This window comes from Herbaspirillum lusitanum (assembly GCF_026127345.1).
Classification (GTDB): Bacteria; Pseudomonadota; Gammaproteobacteria; order Burkholderiales; family Burkholderiaceae_D; genus Herbaspirillum; species Herbaspirillum lusitanum.
The window spans coordinates 1-384 of sequence record NZ_QXFG01000021.1 but is presented as its reverse complement, the minus strand read 5'-3'; the positions used below and the strand labels follow the sequence as shown (position 1 = coordinate 384).

1 protein-coding gene is annotated in these 384 nt (G+C 59.6%); it reads left to right on the top strand.

From position 1 onward, the window contains the following. Positions 1-384, top strand: a 384-nt coding sequence (locus tag DXT88_RS23295; RefSeq protein ID WP_265216244.1) for a phage tail tape measure protein, incomplete at both ends; no start/stop codon positions are given.

Genomic DNA, 384 nt, shown 5'->3' with positions numbered 1-384 from the left:
GGAAGGCGGAGAGTCAGTTCGCGGTACTGGAGGAGGCGGCGCAACGTCGCCAGCTGTCTGCACAGGAGAAATCCCTGCTGGCGCATAAAGATGAGACGCTGGAGTACAAACGCCAGCTGGCTGCACTTGGCGACAAGGTTACGTATCAGGAGCGCCTGAACGCGCTGGCGCAGCAGGCGGATAAATTCGCACAGCAGCAACGGGCAAAACGGGCCGCCATTGATGCGAAAAGCCGGGGGCTGACTGACCGGCAGGCAGAACGGGAAGCCACGGAACAGCGCCTGAAGGAACAGTATGGCGATAATCCGCTGGCGCTGAATAACATCATGTCAGAGCAGAAAAAGACCTGGGCGGCTGAAGACCAGCTTCGCGGGAACTGGATGG